The 22970-nt window shown below is 69.4% G+C and carries 21 protein-coding genes; 1 reads left to right on the top strand and 20 read right to left on the bottom strand.

Annotated elements, in window-relative coordinates:
• Window positions 1-102: 102 nt before the first annotated feature.
• The 12 genes from NQO67_RS26855 to NQO67_RS26800 all read right to left on the bottom strand — a co-directional run bounded on the left by NQO67_RS26855 (window position 103) and on the right by NQO67_RS26800 (window position 12757).
• Window positions 103-2913 (bottom strand): DEAD/DEAH box helicase, encoded by a 2811-nt coding sequence (locus NQO67_RS26855; RefSeq protein WP_255952850.1) that lies wholly within the window; start codon window positions 2911-2913, stop codon window positions 103-105.
• A 173-nt stretch (window positions 2914-3086) separates the two neighbouring features.
• Window positions 3087-3977, bottom strand: coding sequence for a diacylglycerol kinase (locus NQO67_RS26850; protein WP_255952849.1), 891 nt, complete (start codon window positions 3975-3977; stop codon window positions 3087-3089).
• Window positions 3978-4045: 68 nt separating this feature from the next.
• Window positions 4046-4996 carry a twin-arginine translocase subunit TatC gene (gene tatC, locus NQO67_RS26845; protein ID WP_255952848.1) on the bottom strand — a complete coding sequence of 317 codons (951 nt, stop codon included), beginning with the start codon at window positions 4994-4996 and terminating at the stop codon, window positions 4046-4048.
• Between the two features lie 50 nt (window positions 4997-5046).
• Entirely contained in the window at window positions 5047-5322 is a 276-nt protein-coding gene (gene tatA, locus NQO67_RS26840) for a Sec-independent protein translocase subunit TatA (protein WP_255952847.1), read from the bottom strand.
• Window positions 5323-5680: 358 nt separating this feature from the next.
• Window positions 5681-5878, bottom strand: a complete 198-nt coding sequence (locus tag NQO67_RS26835; protein ID WP_255952846.1) for a hypothetical protein — start codon at window positions 5876-5878, stop codon at window positions 5681-5683.
• A gap of 9 nt (window positions 5879-5887) precedes the next feature.
• Window positions 5888-6139: a hypothetical protein gene (locus NQO67_RS26830; protein ID WP_255952941.1), complete on the bottom strand. Its 252-nt coding sequence runs from the start codon at window positions 6137-6139 to the stop codon at window positions 5888-5890.
• A 68-nt stretch (window positions 6140-6207) separates the two neighbouring features.
• Window positions 6208-7329, bottom strand: a complete 1122-nt coding sequence (locus tag NQO67_RS26825; RefSeq protein WP_255952845.1) for a helix-turn-helix transcriptional regulator — start codon at window positions 7327-7329, stop codon at window positions 6208-6210.
• Window positions 7330-7346: 17 nt separating this feature from the next.
• The gene (locus NQO67_RS26820; protein ID WP_255952844.1) at window positions 7347-8342 is read right to left on the bottom strand and encodes a helix-turn-helix transcriptional regulator; all 996 of its coding nucleotides are present in this window, start codon (window positions 8340-8342) and stop codon (window positions 7347-7349) included.
• 172 nt (window positions 8343-8514) lie between these two features.
• Window positions 8515-8889 carry an FKBP-type peptidyl-prolyl cis-trans isomerase gene (locus NQO67_RS26815; RefSeq protein WP_255952843.1) on the bottom strand — a complete coding sequence of 125 codons (375 nt, stop codon included), beginning with the start codon at window positions 8887-8889 and terminating at the stop codon, window positions 8515-8517.
• A gap of 65 nt (window positions 8890-8954) precedes the next feature.
• Window positions 8955-9962, bottom strand: a complete 1008-nt coding sequence (locus NQO67_RS26810) for an FKBP-type peptidyl-prolyl cis-trans isomerase (protein WP_255952842.1) — start codon at window positions 9960-9962, stop codon at window positions 8955-8957.
• A 164-nt stretch (window positions 9963-10126) separates the two neighbouring features.
• Entirely contained in the window at window positions 10127-11488 is a 1362-nt protein-coding gene (pafA, locus tag NQO67_RS26805) for a Pup--protein ligase (RefSeq protein WP_255952841.1), read from the bottom strand.
• Between the two features lie 9 nt (window positions 11489-11497).
• Window positions 11498-12757 carry an MFS transporter gene (locus tag NQO67_RS26800; protein ID WP_255952840.1) on the bottom strand — a complete coding sequence of 420 codons (1260 nt, stop codon included), beginning with the start codon at window positions 12755-12757 and terminating at the stop codon, window positions 11498-11500.
• A 282-nt stretch (window positions 12758-13039) separates the two neighbouring features.
• On the opposite strand from NQO67_RS26800, the gene NQO67_RS26795 reads away from it, so the two are divergent.
• On the top strand, window positions 13040-14143 hold the full coding sequence (locus tag NQO67_RS26795) for a LacI family DNA-binding transcriptional regulator (protein WP_255952839.1): 1104 nt from the start codon (window positions 13040-13042) through the stop codon (window positions 14141-14143).
• Window positions 14144-14251: 108 nt separating this feature from the next.
• On the opposite strand, the gene prcA is transcribed toward NQO67_RS26795, so the two are convergent.
• The 8 genes from prcA to NQO67_RS26755 form a co-directional block, all read right to left on the bottom strand.
• Window positions 14252-15100 (bottom strand): proteasome subunit alpha, encoded by an 849-nt coding sequence (prcA, locus tag NQO67_RS26790; RefSeq protein WP_255952838.1) that lies wholly within the window; start codon window positions 15098-15100, stop codon window positions 14252-14254.
• A 100-nt stretch (window positions 15101-15200) separates the two neighbouring features.
• Window positions 15201-16049, bottom strand: a complete 849-nt coding sequence (prcB, locus tag NQO67_RS26785) for a proteasome subunit beta (RefSeq protein ID WP_255952837.1) — start codon at window positions 16047-16049, stop codon at window positions 15201-15203.
• Window positions 16001-16321, bottom strand: coding sequence for an endonuclease VII domain-containing protein (locus tag NQO67_RS26780; protein ID WP_255952940.1), 321 nt, complete (start codon window positions 16319-16321; stop codon window positions 16001-16003). Before NQO67_RS26780 ends, prcB begins: the two co-directional genes overlap by 49 nt.
• A gap of 99 nt (window positions 16322-16420) precedes the next feature.
• On the bottom strand, window positions 16421-16639 hold the full coding sequence (locus NQO67_RS26775) for a ubiquitin-like protein Pup (RefSeq protein ID WP_255952836.1): 219 nt from the start codon (window positions 16637-16639) through the stop codon (window positions 16421-16423).
• A 234-nt stretch (window positions 16640-16873) separates the two neighbouring features.
• Complete coding sequence (gene dop, locus NQO67_RS26770) at window positions 16874-18385, bottom strand: depupylase/deamidase Dop (protein WP_255952835.1); 1512 nt, start codon at window positions 18383-18385, stop codon at window positions 16874-16876.
• Window positions 18386-18619: 234 nt separating this feature from the next.
• Entirely contained in the window at window positions 18620-20386 is a 1767-nt protein-coding gene (gene arc / locus NQO67_RS26765; RefSeq protein ID WP_255952834.1) for a proteasome ATPase, read from the bottom strand.
• Between the two features lie 528 nt (window positions 20387-20914).
• On the bottom strand, window positions 20915-21523 hold the full coding sequence (locus tag NQO67_RS26760) for a hypothetical protein (RefSeq protein WP_255952833.1): 609 nt from the start codon (window positions 21521-21523) through the stop codon (window positions 20915-20917).
• A gap of 508 nt (window positions 21524-22031) precedes the next feature.
• Window positions 22032-22934: a tRNA (adenine-N1)-methyltransferase gene (locus tag NQO67_RS26755; RefSeq protein ID WP_255952832.1), complete on the bottom strand. Its 903-nt coding sequence runs from the start codon at window positions 22932-22934 to the stop codon at window positions 22032-22034.
• Window positions 22935-22970 lie beyond the last annotated feature (36 nt).

Raw genomic sequence — 22970 nt, 5'->3', positions numbered from 1 at the left:
TCGGGACACACCACAAGCCCGGGGGGCCCCGCCGACGATCCGCCGCGAGCACCCCCCAGGAAGCCAGGGACGCGACCTCAGACCTTCGGAACCGACGCCGGGTCAGCCCACGGACGAGTACGCCACAACGCCCCGCAGCAGTGCGTCAACCGCCTTCCGGGCGCTCTTCGGCACGGTGGACGCCTCGGTCGGGGCAGCCGCGGAGATCTGGCCGAGCACGTCGATGACCTGCTTGCACCAGCGCACGAAGTCGCCCGCGGGCATCTCCACCTCGCGCAGCACCTCGTCCAGGCCCTTGCCGCCGGCCCACATGTAGGCGGCCCAGGCGAAGCCGAGATCGGGCTCGCGCTGGCCGACGCCCTCCGCCTGGTTGATCCGGAACTGCTCTTCGAGGGCGTCCAGACGGCCCCAGATGCGCACCATCTCGCTGAGTGCCGACCGGGCCGCGCCGGACGGCAGCTTGGGCGCCAGGGCATCGTCACCGACCCGGGACTCGAACACCAACGCCGAGACGCACGCGGCAAGTTCGGCCGGGTCGAGGCCCTCCCAGACGCCCTCGCGCAGGCATTCGCTGGCGAGCAGGTCGAGTTCGCCGTAGAGCCGGGCCAGGCGCTTGCCGTGCTCGGTGACCTCGTTGCCGCGCAGGTAGTCCAGCTCGGTCAGCAGGGAGACGATGCGGTCGAAGGTGCGGGCGATGGTGTTGGTGCGCCCCTCGATGCGGCGCTCCAACTGGCGGGTGTCGCGCCGCAGGCGGTGGTAACGCTCGGCCCAGCGGGCGTGGTTCTCCCGGTCGCTGCACCCGTGGCAGGGGTGCGCCCGCAGCTCGGCACGCAGGCGGCTGATCTCGCGGTCGTCGGCGGCGGCCGAGCGCTGCTTGCGGTGCCGTTCGGGCACGATGTGGCCGGCCTTGGAGCGCAGCGCCGAGGCCAGGTCACGGCGTGACTGGGGGCTGCGCTGGTTGAACGACTTGGGGATGCGCATCCGTTCCAGCGGCTCCACCGGTACCGGGAAGTCCGCCGATCCGAGCCTCTTGACCTGCCGCTCCGCCGTCAACACCAGGGGCCGCGGGCCGTCCTGGTAGTCGAAGCCACGATGCCCACCGACCCGGCCGGCGGGCACCCCCGGGTCGAGTACCAGGGCGAGCCCGGCGAACTTTCCGGTGGGCACGTGGATGACGTCGCCGGGGCGCAGCTTCTCCAGCGCCGCCGCAGCCTGGGCGCGCCGCTGCGCCGCGCCCTGCTTGGCCAGCTCGGTCTCCCGGTCCTTCAGGTCGCGACGCAGCCGGGCGTACTCCTCGAAGTCGCCGAGGTGGCAGGTCATGGCCTCCTGGTAGCCCTGGAGTCCTCCCTCGTTGCGCTGTACCTGGCGGGAGATGCCGACGACCGACTTGTCGGCCTGGAACTGCGCGAAGGACGTCTCCAGCAGCTCGCGCGAGCGGTGCCGGCCGAACTGCTCGACCAGGTTGACCGCCATGTTGTACGACGGCTTGAAGCTGGAGCGCAGCGGGTAGGTGCGGGCGCCGGCGAGACCCGCCAGGTGCTCGGGGTTCATGGCCCGCTGCCAGAGCACCACGGCATGCCCCTCGACGTCGATGCCGCGGCGGCCCGCACGACCGGTCAGCTGGGTGTACTCGCCCGGGGTGATGTCGGCGTGCTGCTCGCCGTTCCACTTGACGAGCTTTTCCAGGATGACGGATCTGGCGGGCATGTTGATACCGAGGGCGAGGGTCTCGGTGGCGAAGACCGCCTTGACCAGGCCGCGCACGAACAGCTCCTCGACGACCTCCTTGAAGGTGGGCAGCATGCCCGCGTGGTGGGCGGCGATGCCGCGCTCCAGACCTTCCAGCCACTCGTAGTAGCCGAGGACGTGCAGATCCTCGCGGGGGATGGAGGCGGTGCGCTCCTCGACGATCTCGCGGACCCGGTGGCGGGCCGATTCGTCGTTCAGCCGCAGACCGGCGAAGAGGCACTGCTGGACGGCGGACTCGCAGCCGGCGCGGCTGAAGATGAAGGTGATGGCGGGGAGCAGGCCTTCGGAGTCGAGCCGCTCGATCACCTCGGGGCGGCTCGGCGTCCAGATCCGGGAGCGCTGGCGGCGCTCGCGCTCGCGGTCCGCCTCGCGCAGCGCCCTGCCCCGTCTGCGCCCCGGGCCGAAGGCGGGGCGGGTGGCGTCCGTCCTGGCCAGGCGGGTGAGGTCGGGGTTGACCGCGCGCTTGCCGCTCTCGCCCTCCTCGAAGAGGTCGTACATCCGCCGTCCGGCGAGCACGTGCTGGAACAGCGGCACCGGCCGGTGCTCGGAGACGATCACCTGGGTGTCGCCGCGCACGGTGTCCAGCCAGTCACCGAACTCCTCCGCGTTCGACACGGTGGCGGAGAGGGAGACCAACGTCACCGACTCCGGCAGATGGATGATCACTTCCTCCCACACCGCGCCGCGGAAGCGGTCCGAGAGGTAGTGCACCTCGTCCATCACGACGTAGCCGAGGCCGCGCAGTGTCTCGGAGCCCGCGTACAGCATGTTCCGCAGCACCTCGGTGGTCATGATGACCACAGGGGCGCCCGAATTGACGCTGTTGTCCCCGGTGAGCAGGCCGACCTGGTCGGCGCCGTACCGCTTGGCCAGGTCCGAGTACTTCTGGTTGGAGAGCGCCTTGATGGGGGTGGTGTAGAAGCACTTCTTGCCCTGCTGTAGCGCAAGGTGGACGGCGAACTCCCCGACGATCGTCTTGCCGGAGCCGGTCGGTGCGGCCACCAGTACGCCTTTGCCGGCTTCGAGGGCCTGGCAGGCCTCGGTCTGGAAAGGGTCCAGATCGAAGTCGTACATCCCGCGGAAGCTGCCCAGCGCGGTGGCCTGCTCGGCGGCGCGCTTCCGGGCTGCCGCATATCGCTCGGCCGGTGAGAGGTCCTCAGTCATCGTACTTTCGAGCCTACCCGCCCCCTGTGACAGAGCACGATCATTATCGGGATCGCCACGTCTTGCCTGGTCAAGCCGGCAGGTGTACGTCGACGGTGCGCCGCTGCGGGGTGGCGCCCGCGTGCCCCCCGCGTGCTGCGCGCCGGAATCACGGCCCCTCGGCGCCCCCGCGGCTACGGGACGAGCACCCGGACGGCCGCCGGAACCACCTCCGCGGTGATCGGCAGGGGACCGAGCAGCTCCCCGTCCGCGTACCCGGTCACCTCCGGCGCGGCCAGCTCGATCCGGGCGGCGCGGTGCACGGTGACGACGGGATGATCCAGGTGGGTGCCCTTGTAGACGCGCGGGAAGACCCGCAGGAGCGTCGCCCGGCTGCAATCGCCGACGACGGTGATGTCGAAGAGCCCGTCGGTGAGGTCGGCTCGTGCGCAGATCTTCATTCCGCCGCCGTACGAGGGCCCGTTGCCGACCGCGACCAGCGTCGCCTCGGTCTCCCGTACCTCGCCGCCGTCGAGGGTGATGCGGTACGGCAGCGGCCGGAACGCGGCGAGTTCGGCGACCATCGCCACGTCGTACCGCAGGCGCCCGGTGGGCCACTTCATGCGGTTGCCGCGGTCGTTGACGCGGGAGTCGAAGCCGGAGGCGAGGACGGTGCCGAACCACTGCCCGGAGGCACGGCCCAGGTCGACCGCGCGCGTACGGGCGCCCTTGAGCGCTTCGGCGACCAGCCGGCCGGCCGCGGCGGGCTCGCGCACCGGCAGGCCCAGGGAGCGCGCGAAGTCGTTGCCGGTGCCGACGGCGACCACGCCGAGCGGGATACCGGTGCCGGCGACCGCCTGGAGCGCCAGGTGCACCATGCCGTCGCCGCCGACGACCACCAGGGCTCCGGTGCCGTCCCGGACGGCCTCGCGCGCCCGGTGCAACGCGTCGGTGGCGTCCACGCCGACGACGGTGCGCACCGAGAACCCGGCGGCACGCAACGCGGCCGCGGCTGGTTGCGCCGCGTGGGCGCCCCGGCCGCGGCCTGCGGTGGGGTTGACGAAGAGGCTGATCTCGCTGGTCACTGGGCATCCCCTGGCCGAAGTCTGGGGGCAGGACACTACAAGACGGCCGGATACGGTATGCAGTCCGGTCAGGTCACGTCGTCATAACCGTTGATGCGGTTGCCTTCGCCGGAGGCCTGCTCCGGCAGGGCGGGGCCGGCCGAGACGGACTCCGCCTCGTCGATGTCGTCCGGGGTGAGGTCCAGCTCGGACGCTTCGTCGTCGCCGGGTCCTGCCTCTTCGGCACGGGCCTTTCGGCGGTCGTTGGTGAGCGAGAAGATCGTCGCCGCGAAGTACAGCACCCAGATCGGGCCGGCCAGCGCCAGCATGGTGATCGGGTCCGTACTGGGTGTGGCGATGGCGGCGAAGAGCGTGATGCCCATGATCATGCCGCGCCACCAGCTCAGCATCCGGCGCCCGGTGAGCACTCCGGTGAGGTTGAGCATCACCAGCAGCAGCGGCAGTTCGAACGAGAGCCCGAAGATCACCACCATCCGGGTGATCAGGTCGATCAGCTCGTCGAGCGGCAGCTGGTTGTCCAGGCCGCCGGGCGAGAAGCCGAGCAGTACCGTCGCCATGGTCGGCAAGGTCTTGTAGGCGAAGAACGCTCCGCCGAGGAAGAGCGGCACGCCGGTTCCGACGAAGGCGCGGGCGTACCTCTTCTCGTGCTGGTGCAGACCCGGGGCGACGAAGCCCCACAGCTGGGAGAGCCAGATCGGCGAAGCACCGATGACACCCACCATCAGGGACACCTTCAGCGCCAGCGTGAACGGCGTCAGCAGGCCGTTCAGGACGATGCGGGCGCATGTCCCGTGGTCCTTGGCAGCCAGGTCGCTGAAGCTGGCATGACACCCGACGGCGTCCAGGATCGGGTTCGTGAAGAACTCGATGATGTCCTTGTAGAAGAAGGCGGCGATGATCGTGACGACGATGATCGCCACGACAGCCTTCGCGAGCCTGTTGCGCAGCTCACGCAGATGCTCCCCGAGGGGCATCCGCCCCTCGGGGTCCTTCTCCTTTTTCTGGGCAGACCTGAGCAACCCACGTCCTCATCTCATGCTGCGGGCCATCGGAGAGACCTGGGAGCGTCTCAGCGCTGCGTGGTGTCCGTCGGCTCAGAGACCGGGCGGGAGCTGCTGACGTCGCCGGGGGCCGCCTGGATGGTGCGCTGGGCCTGGTCCGGCACCGGCGGGTCGGCGGGCGCCTGCTGGCCACCGTCCGACTTCATCGCCTTCGCTTCGCTCTTGAGGATCCGCGCGGACTTGCCGAGCGAACGGGCCATGTCAGGAAGCTTCTTCGCACCGAACAGCAGGACGAGGACGACGAGAATGAGAATGATCTCGGGGGCGCCGAGCCTTCCGAACATAGTCTTTACCTTCTCACCGAGGCGGCGGGGGACGGGATGCGGTCCGATCTGCCGGACACATGTCCGACCGCATGCTGGCAACGATCGTAACCCTCAGGGGTGAACGACCAGCAAGCTCGGAGCGTACTCCCGGCTGTGGTCCGCGCCTCGTCCCCGGACCACGATCAGCAGCGTACCCGCATGCCCCGCCCTGCTGACAGGCCATCGCGGGCGGTGATGCCACACACCAGCACCACGTTTCGGGCACACCTCCCGACCAGCCACCCGACACAGCAGGTCAGCGACGCCGCCGGAGGCGTGGCGCAGGAAGGAAGTCGGTGACTCGATTCAGCCGAGCTGCGAGGCCGGGAGCGGTGACTCAGCGCAGGTCAGCGCCGGCTCGTGCCGCGGAGGCGGCGGCCCGCTCCAGGTCCGCAGCGGCGCGGTTGACGCGCTGCGCCGAGTCCGTCACCTGCCGACTGAGCTGCTCGGCCGCCACGAAGACCCGCACGGCCAGCACACCGAGCACGGCAAGACCAAGAAAACCCACGGCAATCGCAAGCATCGCCCAGAACATGCGCCGAGCCTAGGGGGTGTGCAGCCGCAGGGTGCGCACCCCGCCGTCGGTGAGCAACTGCACGATCCGCTCTCCTGCGGGCTTGCGCACCGCCGACTCGCACTCGGGGCAGGTGAACGAATAGAACGTCGTCTTCCGGGAGGCGCCGATGGCCAGCCGCAGTGCGTCGGCGGCGAGCTCGAACCTGGCGCGGCAGTCCGGGCACTCCGCCTTGAACAGCACCGGGCCCACCGAGGCGAGCCCGGGCCCGCCCCCCGCCACCTGCCCGACATCGCCCGTGCCGGGGCCGGCCGAACCGGAAGCGCCCGGGCCGGAGAGGACCGACGTGCTCAAAACTTCTGCTCCTGCCTGTGGGGGGAAGCCGTGGGAGTGCCGGGAGTGGGCACGGGGGCGCCCGGGGTGGCCGTCGGGGAGGCGGCAGGGGGCACGTCCTCGTACGCCGGAGAGAGGTCCTCGTACGCCGCGAGGGCCGCGGCCGCGGCTTGCTGGGCGCTCTCGGCGAGGGCACGGGGTGCGACGATGCGCCCGTCGCGGCCGAGCCGCAGGGCGAGCCTGCGCAGCGAGGCCGGGTCGGGGGTGCGCAGGGTGATGCGCAGCCCGCCCTCGGGCAGCTCCTCGGCGCTGTCGTGCGGGTAGTACTCGGCGACCCAACGACCACCGGGGCCCACCTCGACGACCACCTCCGGGTCTTCGGCGGCGGGCTGCACCAGGCCCTCCGACAGGTCCCGCAGCTCGATCTCGGGCGGCTGCGAGGGCTCGTCGAGGATCTCGATCTCCGCGACCCGGTCGAGCCGGAAGGTGCGGCGGGCCTCCGAGCGGCGGCACCAGGCCTCCACGTAGGTGTGCCCGATGCTGACCAGCCGGATGGGGTCGATCTCGCGCTCGGTGACCTCGTCACGTGCCGGCGAGTAGTAGCGGATCCACAACCTGCGCCGCTCGGAGATGGCGCGGTCCACGTCCGCGAAGACACCGCCCTCCGACTCGAAGGTGACCGACAGCCGCGCGCTGGCGCCCGCCACCTCGCCGGCGGCGGACTCCAGCTTGGCCGTGGCGCGCAGCAGCGCCCGCCGGTCGCCCTCCCTGAGGCCCGGCAGCATGGCCACGGCGCGCGCGGCCACCAGCAGCGCGGTGGCCTCGTCGGCGGCGAGCCGCAGCGGCTCGGCGGCCTCGGCGGCCAGCGCCCCCGGGTTGCGCCACCAGATGCGGTCACCGTCGGTGTCGATGTCGAGCAGGTCCCCGCCACGGAAGCTGGTGCCGCACATCGGCAGCACGTCGAGATCGGAGATCAGCTCGTCCTCGGTGATCCCGAAGGCGCGCGCGACATCGCTGACGTGGGCGCCGGGGCGCTCCCGCAGGTAGGTCACCAGGGAGAGCATCCGGCGGGTCTGGTCGATGGCGTTGGGCGCCCGGGTCGGCCGTGGGCGGTCCGAGCGTGCAGGTGTGGCGTGCATCGTGCTTTCCCTCCCCGTCAGCCCTTGGCCACCGCGCGCAGCCGGTCCACGACGTCGGCCCGCAGCTCGGCGGGCTCCAGCACCACCACGTCGGGGCCGAACTCGACCAGCCAGGCGTCCAGGCCGTGCCCGTACGGAATCTCCAACTCGTCCCACCCATCCCCGAGTTCCCGCACCGAGTGGGCCTTGGCCCGCAGCGGGTAGCCGGCGCCGGAGCGCAGCCTGATCCGGGCCTGCCGGTCGGCCGACTCGCCCGCCCAGCCCGCCACCGTCTCCCGCACGGTCACCTGGTCGGGCACCGGGGCCGTGAACCGGCCACCGCGGCTCCTGACCCGGCCGGTGATGCGGGAGAGCCGGAAGACCCGTTCGGCGCGCCGCTCGCGGTCCCATCCGGCCAGGTACCAGTGACCGTGCCAGCACTCCAGCGCCCAGGGCTCCACCAGCCGCTGCTCGGGGTGCACGGCGGTGGCCTTGCGGTAGTCGAAGGCGACCGGGCGGCGGTCGCGGCAGGCCAGCATCAGCGGCTCGAAGGCGGCCTCGTGGGCGGGGATACGCGGTTCCAGGGCGCTGTGCGTCTCATAGGGGTCGACGTCTTCGGGCAGGCCGGCGGCGCGCAGCTTCTGGAGGGCGCCGCTGGCGGCCCCGGCGAGCCTCGCCTGCTGCCACACCTTGGCGGCCAGGCCGAGGGCGGCAGCCTCTTCGGCGTCCAGCGAGATGGGCGGCAGGCGGTTGCTGTCGCGGCGGGCGAGGTAGCCGACGTCGCCGTCGAGGTTCTCCACGGTCTCGATGACCAGGCCGAGTTCGCGCAGATCGTCCTTGTCGCGTTCGAACATCCGGTTGAAGGAGTCGTCCGATCCCGCCGCGCCGGCCGATCCCGCCGTGGCCGACCCCGCCGCGCCCGCCTCCAGGTAAGCCTCGATGGAGTCGCGCAGTTCACGCTTGGTGAGCGGGCGCCGTGTTCCGAGCAGGCACAGCGCAAGGTTCATCAGCCGCTCTGCCTTGGCAATGGCCATCGACGCCCTACGTCCTCTCGGTCAGCCCTTCGCAGGCCCGACCGTACCCCTCCTGGCCGTCGCGGCAAAAGCGAGGACCCGCGCCCTTGAAGGCACGGGTCCTCACCGGTAGGGGGGAGACGGCACGGGACGGCGCTGCGCGCGTGCCGTCAGCCGGCTCCGGCCGGCACCGTCAGACGGCCACCAGGTCGCAGACGAAGATCAGCGTCTCGCCGGGGGCGATACGGCCGCCACCGGCGCCCCGGTCCCCGTAGGCGAGGTGGGCCGGAATGATCAGCTGGCGCCGGCCGCCGACCTTCATGCCCTGTACGCCCTGGTCCCAGCCGGGGATGACCTGCCCGACCCCGAGCTGGAACTGAAGGGGGGTGCCGCGGTTCCAGCTGGCGTCGAACTCTTCTCCGGTGGAGAAGGCCACGCCCACGTAGTGGACGGAGACGGTGTCGCCCGCCTTGGCCACCGGGCCGTCGCCTTCCCAGATGTCCTTGATCTCGAGGTCCGCCGGCGGCTCGCCGCCCGGGAAGTCGATTTCGGGCTTGTCGATGCTCACGTCACCTGCTCCTGCTCGCTGCGAATGGGCAATGCGGGACAGTCTCGCACCCCCGGTCCGCAAACTCACATCGCCGCGAGGATGTCCACGACGAAGACCAGGGTCGAGTTGGCCGGCAGGGCCTCGCTCTGGGCCTTGTCCTTGTAGGCCAGCTCCGGCGGGATGACCAGCAGGACCCTGCTACCCACCTTCTTTCCCACCAGACCCTTGTCCCAGCCATCGATGACCTGGTGCTCACCGATCACAGTGGAGAACGGTGCGCCCGAGTTGTACGAGGAGTCGAAGAGGGTGGCCTTGGGCTTGCCCTCGTTGATCTTCCAGGCCGCGCCGCTGTACTGCATGGTCACCGTCTGGTCCTTCTTGACCTCGGGCCCCTTGCCCTCGATGAGGACCCGGTCCACCAGGTCCTTCGGCGGGTTCTTCTTCGGCACCGAGATCACCGCGGGCTCCGGCTTGTCGGCCTTGATCTGCGGCAGGTCGGACGGGATGGGGGCCTGCTTGCCCTCGGCCGTGTTCGGGATGATCTTCTCGATGTCGAGGACCAGCACGATGGTGTCGCTGCCCTTCACCCCGAGGTTCTGGTTGCCCTGCTTGCCGAAACCCGCGCTGGGCGGCGCCACCACCAGGACGCGGCCGCCCACCTTCTGGCCCAGCACCGCCTGCGAGAAGGCCGGGATGATGGTCTTCTGGCCGGCCGGGATGACCTGCGGGGCGGCACCCTTGTCGTACGAGCTGCCCAGGCTCTTGCCGCCCTGCCACACCTTCCCGGTGTAATGGGCGACCACCAGGTCCTGCTTCTTCACCTGGGCGCCGGTGCCCTCCTGGAGGGAGTGCACGACGAACTTCCCGCTCGGCGAGCCCTTGGGGATGGCGATGTCGGCGGCCTTGCCCTTCTTGCCGTTCACCTTGGGCATGGGCGGCGCCGTCGCGACCGGCTTGAGGTCCGCGGCCTGGGTGGACTGACCGGGGCTCGGTGACGCGGCGGACTTCTTGGTACTCCCGGAGTCCCCTCCCCCGCAGGCGGTCAGCGCCAGGGCCGGCACGATGAGCAGGGCAGCAAGTCGGCGTCGCACGTGGCATTCCTCGGGTCGTGGGGGTGTGTCCGCGGGCACACTCTACGGCCGAGGCCTCGCCTCACGAAGCACGGCATGCACAAGGGCCCCGTAGCGCGTACATACGGGGCCCTTGTACAGATCTCCTGACAAGATGCCAGATCACGCGGATAGCGTGACAAGACTCACATTCCGGCGATGAGCTTCTCCACTCGATCGTCCACGCTGCGGAACGGGTCCTTGCAGAGCACCGTGCGCTGCGCCTGGTCGTTGAGCTTCAGGTGCACCCAGTCGACCGTGAAGTCACGGCGCTGCTCCTGGGCCCGCCGGATGAAGTCACCGCGCAGCCGGGCCCGGGTGGTCTGCGGCGGCACCGACTTGCCCTCGAAGATCCGCAGGTCGTCGCAGACCCGGGCCGCCTGCCCCTTGCGCTCCAGCAGGTAGTACAGGCCACGACGGCGGTGGATGTCGTGGTAGGCGAGGTCTATCTGGGCGACCCGCGGATGCGACATGGTCATGTTGTTCTTCGCGCGGTAGCGCTCGATGAGCTTGTACTTCATCACCCAGTCGATCTCGGTGTCGATCTTGTCGAGATCCTCCGACTCGATCGCGTCCAGCGAGCGGCCCCACAGCTCCAGCACCCGCTCCACCGTGCCGGTGCGGATGCCACGGCGCTCGCAGAAGTCCACGGCCTTCTCGAAGTACTCACGCTGCACCTCGAGCGCGGACGCCTCCCGGCCACTGGCCAGCCGGACCTTGCGGCGGCCCGTGGTGTCGTGGCTCACCTCGCGGATGGCCCGGATCGGGTTCTCCAGCGTGAGGTCCCGCATCACCGTGCCGGCCTCGATCATGCGCAGCACCAGGTCGGTCGCCCCGACCTTCAGCAGCATCGTCGTCTCCGACATGTTCGAGTCGCCGACGATCACGTGCAACCGACGGTAACGCTCGGCGTCCGCATGCGGCTCGTCACGGGTGTTGATGATCGGCCGGGAACGCGTCGTGGCGGAGCTGACGCCTTCCCAGATGTGCTCGGCCCGCTGGCTGACGCAGTACACCGCGCCACGCGGGGTCTGCAGCACTTTGCCAGCGCCGCACAACAGCTGTCGTGTGACGAGGAACGGAATGAGAATGTCCGCGAGCCGGGAGAACTCGCCGTGGCGCGCCACCAGATAGTTCTCATGGCAGCCGTACGAGTTCCCTGCCGAATCGGTGTTGTTCTTGAACAAATAGACGTCGCCGGCGATGCCCTCCTCATGCAGGCGGCGCTCGGCGTCCACGAGCAGGCCTTCCAGGATGCGCTCACCCGACTTGTCGTGCGTGACCAGCTCGGTCACGCTGTCACACTCCGGCGTGGCGTATTCCGGATGCGACCCGACGTCGAGATAGAGACGGGCACCGTTGCGCAGAAACACATTGCTGCTTCGGCCCCATGACACGACACGGCGGAACAGGTACCGCGCCACCTCGTCGGGAGACAGCCGGCGCTGTCCCCGGAACGTACACGTGACGCCGTACTCGTTCTCCAACCCGAAAATGCGGCGGTCCATGACTGAACATTACGCCTGATGCCGTGCACTGAAACCGGCTTCGGGGGCACCATTTCGATCATTTTCCACGGCCACCTCACCGCCGGGTACCCGCTGCGTAGCTGCGAGGACCCCATTCGTGGCCAGCAGAACCAGGAACGCCGCGGCCCCGGCGCAGCCCGGCACGGCGAACCCCCAGCCCGCCCCGCCCCGCTCCACCACGGGTCCCGCCGCCGCGGTGCCCAGCGACCCGCCGACCGTGAACGTCGTCACCAACCACGAGAACGCCTCCGTCACCGTGCCCCGCGGCGCATGACGGTCCACCACGATGAACGCGCATGCGATCGCCGGCGCCAGGGACAGCCCCGCCAGCACCGCAAGCCCCGTCATCGCCACCGCCCCCGGCATCGCGAGCAGCGGCACGTACCCCGCCGCCAGCAGCGCCAGGAGCACCGTCAGCCGGCGCTCCGGAGCCCCCGCCCACTGCCGCGCCCCGTAGGCGGCGCCTCCCACCAGCGCCCCGAAGCCCAGGCCCGCCATCAGCCAGCCGTACACCACGTCCCCACCGTGCCCGTCCGCGTACGACACCCCCGCCACCGCGATCGAACCCAGCGCCACACCCACGAACAGGAACGCGCCCAGCAGCGCCAGGAGCCCCGGTGAGCGCAGCGCGCCCAGCCAGTGCGCCTCCCGCGGTGCCGAACGCCACTCACGCGACGGCCGGGACACCAGCACCGACACGGCGCCCAGCACCCCCAGCAGACTGATCAGCAGCACCGCCACCCGGGCCGACCACAGCGACACGCACAGGCTCACCAGCAGCGGGCCCAGGGTGAACATCACCTCCTGCGCCACCGCGTCCATCGCGTACGCCGTGTGCACCTCCGACTCGTCCCGCAGGATGCTCGGCCACAGCGCCCGCAATCCGCCCTCCAACGGCGGCGTCGCCAGCCCTCCGAGGACCACGGCCGCGTACGCCGCCGGCAGCACCTCCGTCCCCACCACCGCGAAGGCGACCATGGCCAACGCCGAGCCCAGTGCGGCGGGCAACTGCACCCGCAGCTGCCCGTACAGGTCCACCAGCCGGCCCAGCAGCGGCTGCCCCACCGCGTTGGCCACCCCGTACGCCGCCGCAAGCCCGCCCGCCAGGCTGTACGAGCCGCCCTCGGACCGGACGAACAGCAGCACCATGATCGACGACGTGGCGTTCGGCAGCCGCCCCAGCAGGGTGCCCGCCAGCAGCCGCATGGCGTGTCTCGTCCTCAGGATCCGCATGTATCCGGCGGCCATGCCCGTGCCCCTCCCTGTCCCACACCTGTCCCACACCTGGACATACGGCCGCTCACACGACGGCGGGCGGCGGCGCGCCGACGCCGGGCGCCCCCTCGGGCGGCCTGCGACGGATCCGTTCGATCGGGTTAGTTTTACGTATAACGTCTTGCGTCATACGTATCATCTCCGCTGTCCGCGGTCCACCGAATAACCTCACGCGCACCCGCGCCCCGGCCACCTGGCTGGAACCGGCACCCGCGCAGCCCCGGACCGCCCGCACCACACGGAGGCACACACCCGGTGACCACCGGAGAACCCCGCACAGGGCAGCCGTCGCCGCCCGGCGCCAAGCCCACCAGCCGCGATGTCGCACGCGCCGCCGGCGTCTCCCAGGCCGCCGTCTCCCTGGTCCTCAGCGGCAAGTGGCGCGGCAGGGTCTCCGAGCCCACCGCACACCGCGTCCGCACCGCCGCACGTGACCTCGGCTATCGGCCCAATCTCGCGGCCCGGAGCCTACGACTGGGCGAGACCCGCACCGCGCTGCTGGTCGTCCCCGCGCTGACCAGCGAATTCTTCACCCGCGTCCACACCGGCGCGGCCCGTGTGGCTGCTCAGCACGCCTTTGGTGTCGTCCTCTACCCCGCCCCACCCGGCGACCAGCGCAGCCACCCCTCCCCGCCCGCCGGGCACGCCGGCCAGTCGGTTCCGGCGCCCCTGATCAGCGACCCGTTCGCGTCCGCGCCCGCCGCCATCGACGGTGTCATCGCCTCCTCCATGGCCGCCCACGCGCTCACCGCCATCCGAGGCGACCGGCTCCCCCTGGTCATGCTCGACAGCGACCCCGGCGGCGAACCGGGCGCCGTCACCGTCAACCCCGACATCGCCGACGGCATGCGGCAGGTGGCCCGGCATCTGCTGGACCTCGGCCACCGCCGTTTCCTGCACCTCGCGGCCGCCGTCGACTCCTGGACCTTCCAGGTCCGCGCCCGGACCCTCGCCGGCGCCCTGGACGGCACCGGAGCCGAGCTGCGCACCGTGCACACGCCGCTCACCATCGACGACGCACGCGCAGCCGTGCACACGGCGCTCACCGCCGCCGCGGCGCCCCGGCCCACCGCGGTCGTCTGCGACGACGACATCCTCGCGGTGGGGGCCTGCAAGGCCGTGCGCCGCCTCGGCCTGCACGTCCCCGGGGACCTCTCCGTCACCGGCTTCGACGACCTCACGCTCGCCACCGCCGTCGAGCCGGAACTCACGACGGTGCGGCTGCCCGGGGAAGACGTCGGCGAACACGGCATGACCGCCCTGCTGGGCCTCCTCGAGGGCCGCACCGGCGCACCCGACACCCTGCCGGTCCGGCTGATCACGCGCGCGTCGACCGGACCGCCCCCGTACGGGACCTGAGGCCCGCCTGGACAGACGAGGCCCGGCCACCCAACCGGGTGACCGGGCGCCGGTCATGTGCTTTTCGCGTGTCCTGCCGCGCGGTTCAACCGTCGCCGGGATGCGACCTCAGTCGTCCGTGGCGGTGGAGGAGTCCTCGCCCGAGGAGTCGGAACCGTCCGACGTGCCGGACGAGCCCTCATCCGAAGCGTCGTCCGAGGAGCCGCCCTCGTCTGCCGAGCCGCCCTTCTTGCCCGACGACGGGGTCGACGACTCGTCACCCGCTTCCAGCAGCCGTGCCAGTTCCCGCCCGACGACGCGCTTGAACTTGCGCTGCTGCGGCCGTGTCCGGTCCAGCACCGCCACTTCGAGGCGCTCGGCCGGGATCTCCCGCTCGCTGCCGTTGGTGTCACGCGACAGCGCCTGCACGGCCAGGTGCAGCGCCTGGGCCAGCGTCATGCCGTCCCGGTGGCGCTGGTCGAGATATCCGCTGATCTGCTCCGCATTGCCGCCCACCGCGACCGCACCGTGCTCGTCCACGATGGAACCGTCGTGCGGCAGGCGATAGATCTGGTCGGCATCGGGGGTCTCCCCCACCTCCGCGACCACCAGCTCCACCTCGTACGGCTTCTCCGCCGCACTCGAGAAAATCGTGCCCAGCGTCTGCGCATAGACGTTCGCAAGACCGCGCGCGGTCACGTCGGCCCGGTCGTACGTGTACCCCCGCAGGTCCGCGTAGCGGACACCACCGATCCGGAGGTTCTCGTACTCGTTGTACTTCCCGGTCGCCGCGAATCCGATCCGGTCGTAGATCTCGCTGAACTTGTGCAGCGCACGGGACGGGTTCTCGCCGACGAACACGATGCCGTCGGCGTACTGCAGCACGACCAGGCTGCGGCCCCGGGCGATGCCCTTGCGCGCGTACTCCGCCCGGTCGGCCATGGCCTGCTGAGGTGAGACATAGAACGGCGTCGACACCGGCTGTCCGTCCCTTTCAGTCAGAAGTTCTGTCAGAGTTGAGTCGATCGGGGCTCTCGCCGACCGGCGACAGCCCCGATCGGAGCCGACAGCTCGGATATCAGAGCAACGAGGCCCGCGGACCGTCCGGCTGCTCCAGGCGCCGGTCCAGGATCGAACGGGCGATCTCGGAGGACTCCTCCTCGGTCAGCCTCCGGAACCCCTCCTCGTTGATCACCGTGACCAGCGGGTAAATGCGCCGTGCCACATCCGGGCCGCCCGTCGCCGAGTCGTCGTCCGCCGCGTCGTACAGCGCCTGAACCACCAGCGTCAATGCGTCCTGCTCGGTCAGGTCCTCCCGGTAGAGCTTCTTCATCGCCCCCCGCGCAAAGATCGAACCCGAGCCCGTGGCGGCAAACCCCAGGTGCTCCTCGGAACGGCCGCCGGTGACGTCGTAGGAGAAGATCCGGGCCTTCTGGCGGTCCACGTCCCACCCCGCGAAGAGCGGAACCACGGCGAGACCCTGCATCGCCATGGCCAGATTGGACCTGATCATGGTGGAGAGCCGGTTCGCCTTGCCCTCCAGCGACAGGGTGGTGCCCTCCACCTTCTCGAAGTGCTCCAGCTCGAGCTGGAAGAGCTTCACCATCTCCACGGCGATACCCGCGGTGCCGGCGATACCGACCGCGGAGTACTCGTCCGCCGGGAAGACCTTCTCGATGTCGCGCTGCGCGATCATGTTGCCCATCGTGGCTCGCCGGTCACCGGCGAGCACCACACCGCCCGGGTATGTCACGGCCACGATCGTCGTGCCGTGCGGTGCCTCGATCGCGCCCTTCACGGGCGGCAGGGCACGGTTCGCCGGCAGTATCTCGGGCTGGTGATCGGAGAGGAAGTCCACGAAGGACGATGACCCGGGCGTCAGGAAGGCAGCTGGTAGACGCCCGGTGCTACGAGGATTGGCTTCCACTTCTTTCCTTCCAGATAAGCGACTGCCCGACGGACAACGTCGGGATCGTCGCCCAACTTGCCGATGGCTGAATTGCAGTTGAAGCACAGTACGCCACGGACCCTACCCGTCTTGTGGCAGTGATCCACATGCACAGCAGGGGCTGCCAGACAGATCACACAGCCCCTGCCGGATTGCGGTGTCTCGTCACCTTCGGCCTCGGTGACGCCGTGCTGACGTGTGAGTGGCCGACTCGAGCTTCGGCGTCTCGGCGCAAGGCGGTGCCGAGACACCGAGCCATCGAAGGACGATCGAGTGCGATGCCGGTCGGAGTGCGGCCTGATCCCACCGCAGCCCGCCAGCACCACCTTCACATCGAAGGGGAAACGGCCTTACTGGCCACCCTTCTGAACGAAGGAGCGCACGAAGTCCTCGGCATTATCCTCCAGGACATCATCGATCTCATCCAGCACAGAGTCGACATCATCGCTCAGCTTCTCCTGGCGTTCCTTGAGGTCGTCCGATGCCTGCGCATCCTGTGTCTGCTCCTCCACCTCTTCGGTGGAGTGCGTGGCCTTCTGCTGTCCGCCGCCGGTGTCCTTGGTTGCCATGACCCTCTCCCCGCTCGGTTCGAGACTTCGACTTCGACAAATCGGCCGTCACTGTCACTGTCGTACAAGATCAGACCCTACAAGGCGGGTCTGACATCGGCCCTGCAGTTTCTGCAACGTCCGGGAGCCACCTCGATGATTCCCTGACCGTTGCTTTTTCAGCCCTGGTCCGGTGCCCCGGTCCGGTGAGCGGGCCGTCGGCCCGGGCGGGCCGGGTCCGTGCCGGTGGCCGGTTCAGCCGCCGGAGAGGACCCGGACCAGTTCTTCTGCCGTGCGGCAGCGGTCCAGTAGTTCCTTGACGTGATCACGTGTGCCGCGCAGCGGCTCCAGGGTGGGTACCCGCTGGAGGGAGTCCCGACCGGGCAGGTCGAAGATCACCGAGTCCCAGGAGGCGGCGGCCACATCGTCCGCGTACTGGTCCAGGCAGCGTCCTCGGAAGTAGGCCCTGGTGTCCTCTGGCGGCTCCGTGCGGGCCCGCGTGACCTCTTCCTCGTCCAGCAGGCGCTTCATCTTGCCGCGGGCCTCCAGACGGTTGTAGAGGCCCTTGTCGGGGCGTACGTCCGCGTACTGGAGGTCGATGAGGTGCAGCCGGGCGGCGTCCCAGTCGAGGCTGTCACGGCGCCGGTACCCCTCCATGAGTTCACGCTTGGCCACCCAGTCGAGCTCTCCGGAGAGGCTCATGGGGTCGCGCTCCAGGCGGCCCAGGACGTCCTCCCAACGGGTGAGGACATCCTTGGTCTGCTCGTCGGCATCGCCGCCGTAGCGCTCCTCCACGTACTTGCGCGCCAGTTCGAAGTACTCCATCTGGAGCTGTACGGCCGTCAGGGTGCGGCCGCTGCGGAGCGTGACGAGGCGTTGCAGCGTGGCGTCGTGGGAGACCTCGTGGAGGGTGCGCACGGGCTGGTCGACTGCGAGATCGACGGCGATGAACCCGTCTTCGATCATGGACAGGACGAGCGAGGTGGTGCCGAGCTTGAGGTAGGTGGAGATCTCGGAGAGGTTGGCGTCGCCGATGATGACGTGCAGGCGACGGTACTTCTCCGCGTCGGCGTGCGGCTCGTCCCGGGTGTTGATGATGGGACGCTTGAGCGTCGTTTCGAGGCCCACCTCGACCTCGAAGTAGTCGGCGCGCTGGCTCAGCTGGAAGCCGTGCTCGCGGCCGTCCTGGCCGATGCCGACGCGGCCGGCGCCGGTGACCACCTGCCGGGAGACGAAGAACGGTGTGAGGTGGCGCACGATGTCGGAGAAGGCGGTTTCCCGCTTCATCAGGTAGTTCTCGTGCGTGCCGTAGGAGGCGCCCTTGTTGTCGGTGTTGTTCTTGTAAAGGTGGATGGGCTGCGCACCGGGGAGCTGGCCGGCGCGTTCGGCGGCCTCGGCCATGATGCGCTCGCCGGCCTTGTCCCAGAGGACGGCGTCACGGGGGTTGGTGACTTCGGGGGCGCTGTATTCGGGGTGTGCGTGGTCGACGTAGAGACGTGCTCCGTTGGTCAGGATGACGTTGGCGAGCCCGATGTCCTCGTCGGTGAGCTGGCTGGCGTCGGCCGCTTCGCGGGCGAGGTCGAAGCCTCGGGCGTCGCGCAGGGGGTTTTCCTCCTCGAAGTCCCAGCGGGCACGGCGGGCCCGTTGCATCGCCGCCGCGTAGGCGTTGACGATCTGGGACGAGGTGAGCATGGCATTGGCATTCGGGTGGCCGGGGACGGAGATGCCGTACTCCGTCTCGATGCCCATTACTCGCCGTACTGTCATGCGGCCCTCCTTGCCAGGCGGCGTCCCCGGATGGGGGCGGCGCTCGTGTACCGCTGGTGGTGCCGTGCGTGTGCGGTGCCCGTCCCCGCACTGCGCTGCCCGGCGGTACGAAAGAGCCTAGAACGCCTTTGCGCTGGTGGGGAGATCATTTCGGTCATTGGTCAGGGTGGCTACGGTCGGTAAAAACAGCTGGCTGCGGGTACCCCGTGGAGGGCACCCGCAGCCACCCTGCTTTTACAGGTATTGCCCGGTGTTCGCCACAGTGTCGATGGAGCGACCGGTGTCTGCGCCTTGCTTTCCGGTTACCAGGGTGCGGATGTACACGATCCGCTCGCCCTTCTTTCCGGAGATCCTGGCCCAGTCGTCCGGGTTCGTGGTGTTGGGCAGGTCCTCGTTCTCCTTGAACTCGTCCACGCACGCCTGGAGCAGGTGGGAGACTCGGAGGCCTTTCTGCTCCTGCTCGAGGAAGGCCTTGATGGCCATCTTCTTGGCGCGTCCGACGATGTTCTCGATCATCGCGCCCGAATTGAAGTCCTTGAAGTAGAGGACTTCCTTGTCACCGTTTGCGTAGGTGACCTCCAGGAAGCGGTTCTCCTCGGACTCCGCGTACATCTGCTCGACGACGGACTGGATCATGGCCTGGACGGTCGCAGCCTTGTCGCTGCTGTGCTCGGCCATGTCGTCGGCGTGCAGCGGGAGCCGATCCGTGAGGTACTTGGAGAAGATGTCCTTGGCGGCCTCCGCGTCGGGCCGCTCGATCTTGATCTTCACATCGAGGCGGCCGGGGCGGAGGATGGCGGGGTCGATCATGTCTTCGCGGTTGGAGGCGCCGATGACGATGACGTTCTCCAGGCCTTCGACACCGTCGATCTCGGCGAGCAGCTGGGGGACGATGGTGTTTTCCACGTCGGAGCTGACGCCGGAACCCCGGGTGCGGAAGAGGGATTCCATTTCGTCGAAGAACACGATGACGGGTGTGCCTTCGCTCGCCTTTTCACGGGCGCGCTGGAAGACCAGGCGAATGTGCCGCTCTGTTTCGCCGACGTACTTGTTGAGCAGCTCCGGTCCCTTGATGTTCAGGAAGTAGCTCTTTCCGGCGGGCTGACCCGTTACTTCGGCGACCTTCTTCGCGAGGGAGTTGGCGACCGCTTTGGCGATGAGCGTCTTGCCGCAACCGGGCGGGCCGTAGAGCAGAACACCCTTCGGTGGGCGGAGCTCGTGCTCCTTGAAGAGGTCGGGGTAGAGGTAGGGAAGCTCGACGGCGTCGCGGATCATTTCGATCTGGCCGCCGAGACCGCCGATCTCGTTGTAACTGATGTCCGGGACTTCTTCGAGGACGAGTTCTTCGACCTCGCTCTTGGGAATGACCTCGTAGACATAGCCGGAGCGCGGTTCGAGCAGCAGGGCGTCACCGGGGCGAATGGTGACGTCGAGCAGTGGTTCCGCGAGGCGTACCACCCGCTCTTCGTCGGTGTGCCCGAGCACCAGGGCCCGCTCGCCGTCCTCCAGGATCTCCTTGAGGGTGACGATTTCACCGGCGCGCTCGAACTCCATGGCGTCGACCACGTTGAGCGCTTCGTTGAGCATGACTTCCTGGCCACGCTTGAGCTCGTCGAGTTCGATGCTGGGGCTGACGTTCACACGGAGCTTGCGGCCGCCGGTGAAGATGTCTGCGGTGCCGTCCTCGTTCGCCGCGAGGAAGACGCCGAAGCCGGCGGGCGGCTGCGCGAGCCGGTCGACCTCCTCCTTGAGGGCCACGATCTGGTCGCGGGCCTCACGGAGAGTGTTGGCGAGTCGCTCGTTCTGCGCGGAGACGCCGGCCAGATTGGTCTGCAGCTCGACGATCCGCTCTTCGAGAATTCTCGTGTGCCGCGGAGAGTCGGCGAGCTTGCGTCGCAGGACGGCGATTTCCTGCTCGAGATAGGCAATCTGACCGGCGGGGTCCTCGGACCCGCGACCCGGGCGGATGCCGCGGTTCATGTCGTCGTCGTGGGCTGCCACGGTCCTCACCTCCTCCAAGGGGAGCTGGACGCTTCCTGACCCTACCTGGGTGGGTGTCGATTGAAACCCCTAGATCACAAAGACTCCGGGAGTGTGTCCGATCTTCACCCTTGCGCTCTCCCTCACGCCAGGGGAATACCCACCCAACAACATCGGAACAACATCGGAAAGGCGGCGGTTGCGTCATAGATTCGGTCAACACCCGTCAGAGGTGGCCGGACTTGATCGGGACGGGTTTGCTACGGAGCTTCGGGGTCAGGGTGTACGAGGTGTTCGGCGAGTACCGTCGTCGCGCTCCGTGGCGGCGCTTTTGAGGTGCCTCGGTCGATCAGGGCCGCATAGGACGACGGCATTCTGGGGATGCCAAGGACTCCACAGGGGAGTGTCCTGAGAGTGTACGCACGACCGACGCATTTCGGACAAGGTGAAATCCGAGACCGGGCATCGTCCGCCGGGTGGGCTCGTCCACGAGCCGGCCGGCGCGCAGCGCGCAGGCCCGTTGGGGTACCGGGGCGCCGGGGCGCAGGTTCAGGAGGAGTGCGCCAGGGGTTTGGTGGAGCGCTGGAACGCACCGTCGCGCCACTGCCACTCGTCCTGCTGCTGCTGGTCGGGGCAGCACCTGGGCACGTCGGGTGACGAGTACCCGAGCAGCGTCGCGGAGATCGTGGCGTTGTGTACGGCGATGTCGCTGACCGTGTACTGGTCCTGCGGGTCGACGAGGGTGGCGACGATGCGGGGTTCCGCACCGGCCGTCGCGGCCGCGGTGACGACGTAGACGCCGTTGGGGGGCGTTCCCGAGCCCGCGTCGCAGTGCACGACGGACACCGTTTCGGGACGGCCGTCGCCGTCGAGGTCTCCGCTGGCCGATTTCTGGACGAGGACCTTGGCCGGTCCGCACTCCACGGGGTAGGTCACACCGTGCGGGTCGGGCGCGGGGAGGGCACCGGAGGCGCTGTTGGTGTGAGCGTGCGCCTTGGTGTGGCCGTGGGCCTCCGGCTGGGCGGCAGTGGCGTCGCCCGTCTGCACGAACGACGAACCGGCGACGACCGCAGCGATCGCCGTGGCGGTGGCGACCCAGTGGATCGGGCGGGTCGCGGTCTGTTCGAGGGCGAGTTCCGGGACAACGGATGGCTGCACTAGGAGTGTCTCCTGTGAGAGCTGCGCCGGTGGGGGGATGGGGGCGGAGGGCTAGGTGGCCAGCATGGTGCCATATCTCACACTCGCTGGGAACGGCGGGGTGCCTGTCAGCTGCTGTGGCCCGGGGGAAACGGCCAGGTAGGACGGGTTGTGCCGGCGGTAAACCACGGAGCTGGCGTGGGCGAGGCGGCGGGTTGACACCATGGCGGGCGCTCGGGGCGCGCCTCGTTTCGGTGCCTCGGACCTGCTCAGGGCGGCCTGGTGGGCGGGTGGAGGACTGTCCTGGCGGTCTGCGGGTCCCTCAATACGAAAGGGTCGCCGTCCAGTTCTCTGCGTGGTGCAGGAACTGGACGGCGACCCTGATGGGTTGTCCACGGCCCGGGACCGGTCGGCGGGCGAGCGGGCTGGGTCGTGACGGTGGGCGGCCGCTGGTGTCACCGGTCGGCTCGATGCGCACGCGGGCGGTGCCCCTGCCGTACGGGTGACGGGCTGGCCTGGAGTGGGTCGTCTAGCGGGGCGTGCCACCGTCGGCGTTGGGGCCGGCGTAGTCCTCGCCGTAGGCGCCCTTGGCCGGCCGGCGTCGACGCATCGGGGGTTCCACTCCGTCGGCGAGGCGGCGGGCGGTGAGCAGGAAGCCGGTGTGCCCGATCATGCGGTGGTCGGGGCGGACGGCCAGGCCCTCGATGTGCCAGTTGCGGATCATCGTTTCCCAGGCCGTCGGCTCGTTGAAGCAGCCCATCTCCCGGATGGACTCGACGGTGCGGGCCAGCTGGGTGGTGGTCGCGACGTACGAGCAGAGGATGCCGCCGGGGACGAGGGCCTTGGAGACGGTCTCCAGGCACTCCCAGGGGGCGAGCATGTCCAGGATGACGCGGTCGACGTCGGTGTCGGAGAGGTTGTCCTGGAGATCGCCGACGGTCAGCTGCCACGCGGGATGGGGGGCGCCGAAGTAGCGTTCCACGTTCTGTCGCGCGATGTCGGCGAAGTCGGCCCGGCGCTCGTAGGAGTGCAGCATGCCCTGGTCCCCGATGGCGCGCAGCAGGAAGGCGCTCAGCGAGCCGGAGCCCACGCCTGCCTCGACGACGCGGGCGCCGGGGAAGATGTCCGCGAAGGACAGGATCTGGCCGGCGTCCTTCGGGTAGACCACGGCGGCGCCGCGGGGCATGGACAGGACGTAGTCGGGGAGCAGGGGGCGCAGCGCAAGGTAGGGGATGTTGCCCGTGGTGCGGACGACACTGCCCTCGGGGGCGCCGATCAGCTCGTCGTGCGGGAAGGAGCCCTTGTGGGTGTGGAAGTTCTTTCCCGCTTCGAGCGTGAACGTGTAGTGGCGTCCCTTGGGGTCGGTGAGCTGGACCTGGTCCCCGACCTTGAAGGGCCCGCGACGGCGGGCGGCACCGGTCGGTTCGGACATGTGACCAGCGTACCGGTCCCGGAAGGCTCGCCGACC

Origin of the sequence: Streptomyces odontomachi (genome assembly GCF_024435355.1) — a bacterium.
Classification (GTDB): domain Bacteria; phylum Actinomycetota; class Actinomycetes; order Streptomycetales; family Streptomycetaceae; genus Streptomyces; species Streptomyces odontomachi.
This window is presented reverse-complemented; position numbering and strand designations above follow the sequence as displayed.